The organism is Bacteroides faecalis, from assembly GCF_003865075.1.
Taxonomy (GTDB): Bacteria; Bacteroidota; Bacteroidia; order Bacteroidales; family Bacteroidaceae; genus Bacteroides; species Bacteroides faecalis.
In genome coordinates, this window is record NZ_BHWB01000043.1 from 1 (window position 1) to 7956 (window position 7956).

At 42.9% G+C, this 7956-nt stretch carries 6 protein-coding genes and 5 pseudogenes; 6 read left to right on the plus strand and 5 right to left on the minus strand.

Annotation, left to right across the window (positions count from 1 at the left end):
- The first annotated feature begins 118 nt into the window (after window positions 1-118).
- From gcvH (EJF25_RS24280) to EJF25_RS26270, 5 genes and pseudogenes are all read left to right on the plus strand, one after another.
- Complete coding sequence (gcvH, locus tag EJF25_RS24280; RefSeq protein WP_125042683.1) at window positions 119-499, plus strand: glycine cleavage system protein GcvH; 381 nt, start codon at window positions 119-121, stop codon at window positions 497-499.
- Window positions 500-549: 50 nt separating this feature from the next.
- A complete protein-coding gene (gene purE, locus EJF25_RS24285; RefSeq protein ID WP_077153066.1) occupies window positions 550-1059 on the plus strand; it encodes a 5-(carboxyamino)imidazole ribonucleotide mutase in 510 nt (169 codons plus the stop codon).
- Window positions 1060-2895: pseudogene (locus EJF25_RS24290) on the plus strand (4-hydroxy-3-methylbut-2-en-1-yl diphosphate synthase).
- A 136-nt stretch (window positions 2896-3031) separates the two neighbouring features.
- Entirely contained in the window at window positions 3032-3172 is a 141-nt protein-coding gene (locus EJF25_RS26045; protein ID WP_235016919.1) for a DUF6078 family protein, read from the plus strand.
- 159 nt (window positions 3173-3331) lie between these two features.
- A complete protein-coding gene (locus EJF25_RS26270; RefSeq protein ID WP_262707237.1) occupies window positions 3332-3460 on the plus strand; it encodes a DUF6078 family protein in 129 nt (42 codons plus the stop codon).
- Window positions 3461-3577: 117 nt separating this feature from the next.
- Here EJF25_RS26270 and EJF25_RS26725 read toward each other — a convergent pair whose 3' ends face one another.
- Entirely contained in the window at window positions 3578-3787 is a 210-nt protein-coding gene (locus EJF25_RS26725) for a DUF3874 domain-containing protein (protein ID WP_370685744.1), read from the minus strand.
- Window positions 3788-3977: 190 nt separating this feature from the next.
- On the opposite strand from EJF25_RS26725, the pseudogene EJF25_RS26410 reads away from it, so the two are divergent.
- Window positions 3978-4379: pseudogene (locus tag EJF25_RS26410) on the plus strand (DUF3874 domain-containing protein); the annotation flags it as partial.
- Between the two features lie 117 nt (window positions 4380-4496).
- Here EJF25_RS26410 and EJF25_RS24310 read toward each other — a convergent pair.
- The 4 genes and pseudogenes from EJF25_RS24310 to gcvH (EJF25_RS24325) form a co-directional block, all read right to left on the minus strand.
- Window positions 4497-4929: pseudogene (locus EJF25_RS24310) on the minus strand (DUF6078 family protein).
- Between the two features lie 137 nt (window positions 4930-5066).
- Window positions 5067-6906 (minus strand): annotated as a pseudogene (locus EJF25_RS24315) (4-hydroxy-3-methylbut-2-en-1-yl diphosphate synthase).
- Window positions 6907-7416 (minus strand): 5-(carboxyamino)imidazole ribonucleotide mutase, encoded by a 510-nt coding sequence (gene purE / locus EJF25_RS24320; RefSeq protein WP_125043256.1) that lies wholly within the window; start codon window positions 7414-7416, stop codon window positions 6907-6909.
- Between the two features lie 50 nt (window positions 7417-7466).
- Window positions 7467-7828: pseudogene (gene gcvH / locus EJF25_RS24325) on the minus strand (glycine cleavage system protein GcvH).
- Window positions 7829-7956: the final 128 nt, after the last annotated feature.

Here is a 7956-nt window from a genome sequence, read left to right on the forward strand (position 1 = left end):
TACTTTTCGGCTTTATTATAGGTTTTCTATGCGCCTTTGTGATTCTTCATCCGGTGTATAATATATTATTCCGAATCTTATTATTTTAAAACAGTATAAATCCTAAAAACTAATTATTATGAACTTTCCACAGAATTTGAAGTATACGAATGAACATGAATGGATTCGTGTAGAGGGAGATATTGCTTACGTAGGTATTACAGACTATGCTCAAGAACAATTAGGCGACATTGTGTTTGTTGATATTCCTACTGTAGGAGAATCGCTTGAAGCAGGCGAAACCTTCGGTACGATTGAAGTAGTGAAGACCATTTCCGATCTTTTCTTGCCAGTGGAAGGCAAGGTGCTCGAACAGAATGAAGCACTGGAAGAAAATCCGGAACTGGTGAATAAAGATCCTTATGGTGAGGGCTGGCTGATTAAGATGAAACCGGCTGACTTGAAAGATGTGGAAGATTTGTTGGATGCAGAAGCATATAAAGCAGTGGTGAACGGATAATCTCCTTGCGACTGTAGATCATTGATAACAATTTGTAACTAGTATATAATATGAATCCAATTGTAAGTATCATCATGGGCAGTACGTCCGACCTTCCTGTTATGGAGAAGGCTGCACAACTGCTGAATGATATGCACGTACCGTTCGAAATGAACGCTCTTTCCGCTCACCGCACTCCGGAAGCTGTGGAAGAATTCGCAAAGAATGCCCGTTCACGTGGCATTAAAGTGATTATTGCTGCTGCAGGAATGGCTGCTGCTCTTCCCGGTGTAATTGCAGCAAACACTACATTACCAGTGATCGGAGTACCTGTTAAAGGATCTGTACTTGATGGTGTAGACGCTCTTTATTCAATCATCCAAATGCCTCCCGGAATTCCTGTAGCTACGGTCGCTATCAATGGTGCTATGAATGCTGCTATTCTGGCTATTCAGATGCTTGCGTTGAGTGATGATGAATTAGCAAAAGCGTTTGCAGCTTACAAAGAAGGTCTGAAGAAAAAGATCGTAAAAGCAAACGAAGATTTGAAAGAGGTTAAGTTCGAATATAAAACCAATTAAATGGATTTATTCAATTACTCCCGGAGGGAAACATCTGAAGTAATATTGGGGCCGTTCCTTTGGGCGGTCCCAATTCTATTCGTATCCAGTCGATGACAAATACATCTACGATGGATACGGAGGCTTGTGTGGAACAGGCTAAAAGAATTGTTGATACCGGCGGTGAGTATGTCCGCCTGACTACGCAAGGTATTAAAGAAGCCGAGAATCTGATGAATATCAATATCGGCCTGAGAAGTCAGGGGTATATGGTCCCGTTGGTAGCTGATGTTCATTTCAATCCGAAAGTGGCCGATGTAGCTGCTTTGTATGCGGAGAAGGTACGTATCAATCCGGGTAACTATGTAGATGCAGCCCGTACTTTTAAAAAACTGGAATATACCGATGAAGAGTACGCACAGGAGATACAAAAGATACGTGATCGGTTTGTGCCGTTCCTGAATATCTGTAAAGAGAATCATACCGCTATTCGTATCGGAGTGAATCACGGTTCCTTGTCAGATCGCATCATGTCACGTTATGGAGACACTCCTGAAGGGATGGTAGAATCTTGTATGGAGTTTCTGCGTATTTGCATGGCGGAGCATTTTACCGATGTGGTGATTTCGATCAAAGCTTCCAATACGGTCGTAATGGTGAAGACAGTCAGATTGCTTGTTGCCGTAATGGAACAGGAAGGAATGTCTTTCCCGTTGCATCTTGGCGTGACAGAAGCCGGAGACGGAGAGGACGGACGTATCAAATCTGCGTTAGGAATCGGTGCACTGCTAAGTGACGGATTGGGGGATACCATACGTGTATCTTTGAGTGAAGCGCCCGAAGCGGAAATTCCTGTTGCCCGTAAATTGGTGGATTATGTACTGCTGAGGCAGGATCATCCCTATGTTCCGGTGCGGAAGCACCGGAATTTAATTACCTCTCTCCTTCGCGTCGGAAAACGCGTGCCGTTCGTAACATTGGAGGACATCTCTGCCGTGGTTATTGCCGACCGTATGGATGGAAAGACAGAGGTAAATCCTCATTTACTCCTGATTATATTTATGCGGGAAGGTCCTTACCTGAACAACGTGAAGCAGGAGTGGAATATATCCTTGATGCTGATGTATGGAACGGTGAAGCCGGAACATGGCCGGCATTCAATCATGAACAATTGCCATTGATGGGAACATGCAATGCTGAACTGAAATTCTTGTTTATGCCTTATATGGCGCAGACGGATGAAGTGATTGCTTGCCTGAAAGTTCATCCGGAAATCGTTATTGTTTCTCAAAGTAATCATCCGAACCGATTAGGTGAGCATCGTGCATTGGTGCATCAGTTGATGACAGAAGGTTTGCAGAATCCGGTTGTATTCTTCCAGCATTATGCGGAAGACAATGCGGAAGATTTGCAGATTAAATCGGCAGTGGATATGGGAGCTTTGATCTTTGATGGTCTTTGCGACGGAATATTTCTGTTTAATCAGGGTAGTTTGAGTCATGCTGTGATTGATGCAACAGCTTTTGGTATTTTACAAGCCGGGCGTACCCGCACTTCTAAGACGGAATATATTTCTTGCCCCGGTTGCGGTCGTACACTTTATGATTTGGAAAAGACGATTGCACGTATTAAAGCAGCTACCTCTCATTTGAAAGGTTTGAAGATCGGTATTATGGGATGTATCGTGAATGGCCCCGGTGAAATGGCCGATGCTGATTATGGCTATGTAGGCGCAGGCCGTGGTAAAATCAGTCTTTATAAAGAAAAGTATGTGTAGAAAAAAATATTCCGGAAGAAGAGGCTGTGGAGCGGTTATTGGAGTTTATCCGTAATGATCGCAAAGAGATGGAACTTTAATTAGAATATTTTATTGTTAAGACAGGAATTGCCTTAAGTATGTTTATGGTAATTCCTGTCTTTTTTATTGATGTACTATTTGAAGTATGTGCCTAAAAGGCTGTAATGAAATAGATAGATTTAAAGAAAAATAATTATGGAAGATGAATTTAATTATCAAGCAGTGCCCTATGGATATACCCATTGCTTTAACACCCACTGTCCGAAAGGAGAAAAATGTTTGCGTCATTTGGTAGCGATGCATAGTACAAACCAGTATCTACGCTGTCGGTGTTAATCCGAACTGTATTCCGGAAGATGCGAATTCCTGCCCTTCTTTCCACCCGATACGAAGATACGCGTGGCTTGGGGATCAAGCATTTGTTGGATAATGTACCCATAAAGATGGGACTCCCTTAACGTATGATGCTCAGTCATTCGGGGCGAGGATTGTATTATCGTTTCTAACCGTGAGGAGAAATTTATTGCTCCGGAACAGCAGGAATATATACAACGTATTTTCCGTCAGAAAGGAATAACTGCTCAACCTATATTTGACTCCTACACAGAAGAATTTGAATGGTAATTATCTGCCATCTTGCACTGATATGCTGTTAATAAGTTGATTGTTAGTTAGTAAAGAGTGTGCAAGATACGTGTTGCAGATGTGTGCAAGATCCTTTATCTTACACACATCTGTTTTTTATGCAATCCTTGTAACGTGATAAAGAGTTCCGCGTCCGGAGCGTTTGCTAGGTATTTCATGTTTGTGGAGTACTCTCCCGAATATGCTTACCCGCTTGTTGGACAATGGGATAGCACTGTTTCCTTTGACTTCTTCCAGAATCTCTGCCGGTGATAACCATTCACCCTCTTTGTCTTCTGGGGCAGGGCGGAAATATCGATAAAACAATTGTTCTTCGAGCGACTGTTGCTCAACTCACGGTTTTTCGGTCATAATCCGCTCTTCGTCTTGGTCGAACCAGAACGTTCGCCATGATCCAGTTCATACATAGCTTGTGCGTAAAGCTGTTCGTAATCGCTGGCATGGCTGGTATCTATGTCTCCGTCACTTCGATGCAGATAAAACGAGCGGCTCCCTGACGGGTCGCCGCCGTTTTATCTGCATCGAAGTGACGGAGACAATAGATACCAGCCATGCCATCGATTACGAACAGCTTTACGCACAAGCTATGTATGAACTGGATCATGGCGAACGTTACTGGTTCGACCAACGAAAGCGGATTATGACCGAAAATAACCGTGAGTTTGAGCAACAGTCGCTCGAAGAACATTGTTTTTTATCGATATTTCCGCCCTGCCCCAGAAGACAAGAGGGTGAATGGTTATCACCGGCAGAGATTCTGGAAGAAGTCAAAGGAAACAGTGCTATCCCATTGTCCAACAAGCGGGTAAGCATATTCGGGAGAGTACTCCACAAACATGAAATACCTAGCAAACGCTCCCGACGCGGAACTCTTTATCACGTTACAAGGATTGCATAAAAAACAGATGTGTGTAAGATAAAGGATCTTGCACACATCTGCAACACGTATCTTGCACACTCTTTACTAACTAACAATCAACTTATTAACAGCATATCAGTGCAAGATGGCAGATAATTACCATTCAAATTCTTCTGTGTAGGAGTCAAATATAGGTTGAGCAGTTATTCCTTTCTGACGGAAATACGTTGTATATATTCCTGCTGTTCCGGAGCAATAAATTTCTCCTCACGGTAGAAACGATAATACAATCCTCGCCCGAAATGACTGAGCATCATACGTTTAAGGGAGTCCGCATCTTTATGGGGTACATTATCCAACAAATGCTTGATTCCCCAAGCCACGCGTATCTTCCGTATCGGGTGGAAAGAAGGGCAGGAATTCGCATCTTCCGGAATACAGTTCGGATTAACCACCGACAGCGTAGGATACTGGTTTGTACTATGCATCGCTACCAAATGACGCAAACATTTTTCTCCTTTCGGACAGTGGGTGTTAAAGCAATGGGTATATCCATAGGGCACTGCTGATAATTAAATTCATCTTCCATAATTACTTTTTCTTTAAATCTATCTATTTCATTACAGCCTTTTAGGCACATACTTCAAATAGTACATCAATAAAAAGACAGGAATTACCATAAACATACTTAAGGCAATTCCTGTCTTAACAATAAAAATATTCTAATTAAAGTTCCATCTCTTTGCGATCATTACGGATAAACTCCAATAACCGCTCCACAGCCTCTTCTTCCGGAATATTTTTTTCTACACATACTTTTCCTTTATAAAGACTGATTTTACCACGGCCTGCGCCTACATAGCCATAATCAGCATCGGCCATTTCACCGGGGCCATTCACGATACATCCCATAATACCGATCTTCAAACCTTTCAAATGAGAGGTAGCTGCTTTAATACGTGCAATCGTCTTTTCCAAATCATAAAGTGTACGACCGCAACCGGGGCAAGAAATATATTCCGTCTTAGAAGTGCGGGTACGCCCGGCTTGTAAAATACCAAAAGCTGTTGCATCAATCACAGCATGACTCAAACTACCCTGATTAAACAGAAATATTCCGTCGCAAAGACCATCAAAGATCAAAGCTCCCATATCCACTGCCGATTTAATCTGCAAATCTTCCGCATTGTCTTCCGCATAATGCTGGAAGAATACAACCGGATTCTGCAAACCTTCTGTCATCAACTGATGCACCAATGCACGATGCTCACCTAATCGGTTCGGATGATTACTTTGAGAAACAATAACGATTTCCGGATGAACTTTCAGGCAAGCAATCACTTCATCCGTCTGCGCCATATAAGGCATAAACAAGAATTTCAGTTCAGCATTGCATGTTCCCATCAATGGCAATTGTTCATGATTGAATGCCGGCCATGTTCCGGCTTCACCGTTCCATACATCAGCATCAAGGATATATTCCACTCCTGCTTCACGTTGTTCAGGTAAGGACCTTCCCGCATAAATATAATCAGGAGTAAACTGAGGATTTACCTCTGTCTTTCCATCCATACGGTCGGCAATAACCACCGGCAGATGTTCTCCTCCAATGTTACGAACGGCACGCGTTTTCCGACGCGAAGGAGAGAGGTAATTAAATTCCGGTGCTTCCGCACCCGGAACATAGGGATGATCCTGCCTCAGCAGTACATAATCCACCAATTTACGGGCAACAGGAATTTCCGCTTCGGGCGCTTCACTCAAAGATACACGTATGGTATCCCCCAATCCGTCACTTAGCAGTGCACCGATTCCTAACGCAGATTTGATACGTCCGTCCTCTCCGTCTCCGGCTTCTGTCACGCCAAGATGCAACGGGAAAGACATTCCTTCCTGTTCCATTACGGCAACAAGCAATCTGACTGTCTTCACCATTACGACCGTATTGGAAGCTTTGATCGAAATCACCACATCGGTAAAATGCTCCGCCATGCAAATACGCAGAAACTCCATACAAGATTCTACCATCCCTTCAGGAGTGTCTCCATAACGTGACATGATGCGATCTGACAAGGAACCGTGATTCACTCCGATACGAATAGCGGTATGATTCTCTTTACAGATATTCAGGAACGGCACAAACCGATCACGTATCTTTTGTATCTCCTGTGCGTACTCTTCATCGGTATATTCCAGTTTTTTAAAAGTACGGGCTGCATCTACATAGTTACCCGGATTGATACGTACCTTCTCCGCATACAAAGCAGCTACATCGGCCACTTTCGGATTGAAATGAACATCAGCTACCAACGGGACCATATACCCCTGACTTCTCAGGCCGATATTGATATTCATCAGATTCTCGGCTTCTTTAATACCTTGCGTAGTCAGGCGGACATACTCACCGCCGGTATCAACAATTCTTTTAGCCTGTTCCACACAAGCCTCCGTATCCATCGTAGATGTATTTGTCATCGACTGGATACGATAGAATTGGGACCGCCCAAAGGAACGGCCCCAATATTTACTTCAGATGTTTCCCTCCGGGAGTAATGAATAAATCCATTTAATTGGTTTTATATTCGAACTTAACCTCTTTCAAATCTTCGTTTGCTTTTACGATCTTTTTCTTCAGACCTTCTTTGTAAGCTGCAAACGCTTTTGCTAATTCATCATCACTCAACGCAAGCATCTGAATAGCCAGAATAGCAGCATTCATAGCACCATTGATAGCGACCGTAGCTACAGGAATTCCGGGAGGCATTTGGATGATTGAATAAAGAGCGTCTACACCATCAAGTACAGATCCTTTAACAGGTACTCCGATCACTGGTAATGTAGTGTTTGCTGCAATTACACCGGGAAGAGCAGCAGCCATTCCTGCAGCAGCAATAATCACTTTAATGCCACGTGAACGGGCATTCTTTGCGAATTCTTCCACAGCTTCCGGAGTGCGGTGAGCGGAAAGAGCGTTCATTTCGAACGGTACGTGCATATCATTCAGCATTTGTGCAGCCTTCTCCATAACAGGAAGGTCGGACGTACTGCCCATGATGATACTTACAATTGGATTCATATTATATACTAGTTACAAATTGTTATCAATGATCTACAGTCGCAAGGAGATTATCCGTTCACCACTGCTTTATATGCTTCTGCATCCAACAAATCTTCCACATCTTTCAAGTCAGCCGGTTTCATCTTAATCACCCAGCCCTCACCATAAGGATCTTTATTCACCAGTTCCGGATTTTCTTCCAGTGCTTCATTCTGTTCGAGCACCTTGCCTTCCACTGGCAAGAAAAGATCGAAATGGTCTTCACTACTTCAATCGTACCGAAGGTTTCGCCTGCTTCAAGCGATTCTCCTACAGTAGGAATATCAACAAACACAATGTCGCCTAATTGTTCTTGAGCATAGTCTGTAATACCTACGTAAGCAATATCTCCCTCTACACGAATCCATTCATGTTCATTCGTATACTTCAAATTCTGTGAAAGTTCATAATAATTAGTTTTTTAGGATTTATACTGTTTTTAAAATAATAAGATTCGGAATAATTATTATACACACCGATGAAGATCACAAAGCGCATAGAAAACCTATAATAAAGCCG

Bases quoted from the DNA above. Each gene is read 5' to 3' on its own strand.
- gcvH (WP_125042683.1), top strand. From the start codon at position 119: ATGAACTTTCCACAGAATTTGAAGTATACGAATGAACATGAATGGATT.
- purE (WP_125043256.1), bottom strand. From the start codon at position 7,416: ATGAATCCAATTGTAAGTATCATCATGGGCAGTACGTCCGACCTTCCT.
- purE (WP_077153066.1), top strand. From the start codon at position 550: ATGAATCCAATTGTAAGTATCATCATGGGCAGTACGTCCGACCTTCCT.
- EJF25_RS26045 (WP_235016919.1), top strand. From the start codon at position 3,032: ATGGAAGATGAATTTAATTATCAAGCAGTGCCCTATGGATATACCCAT.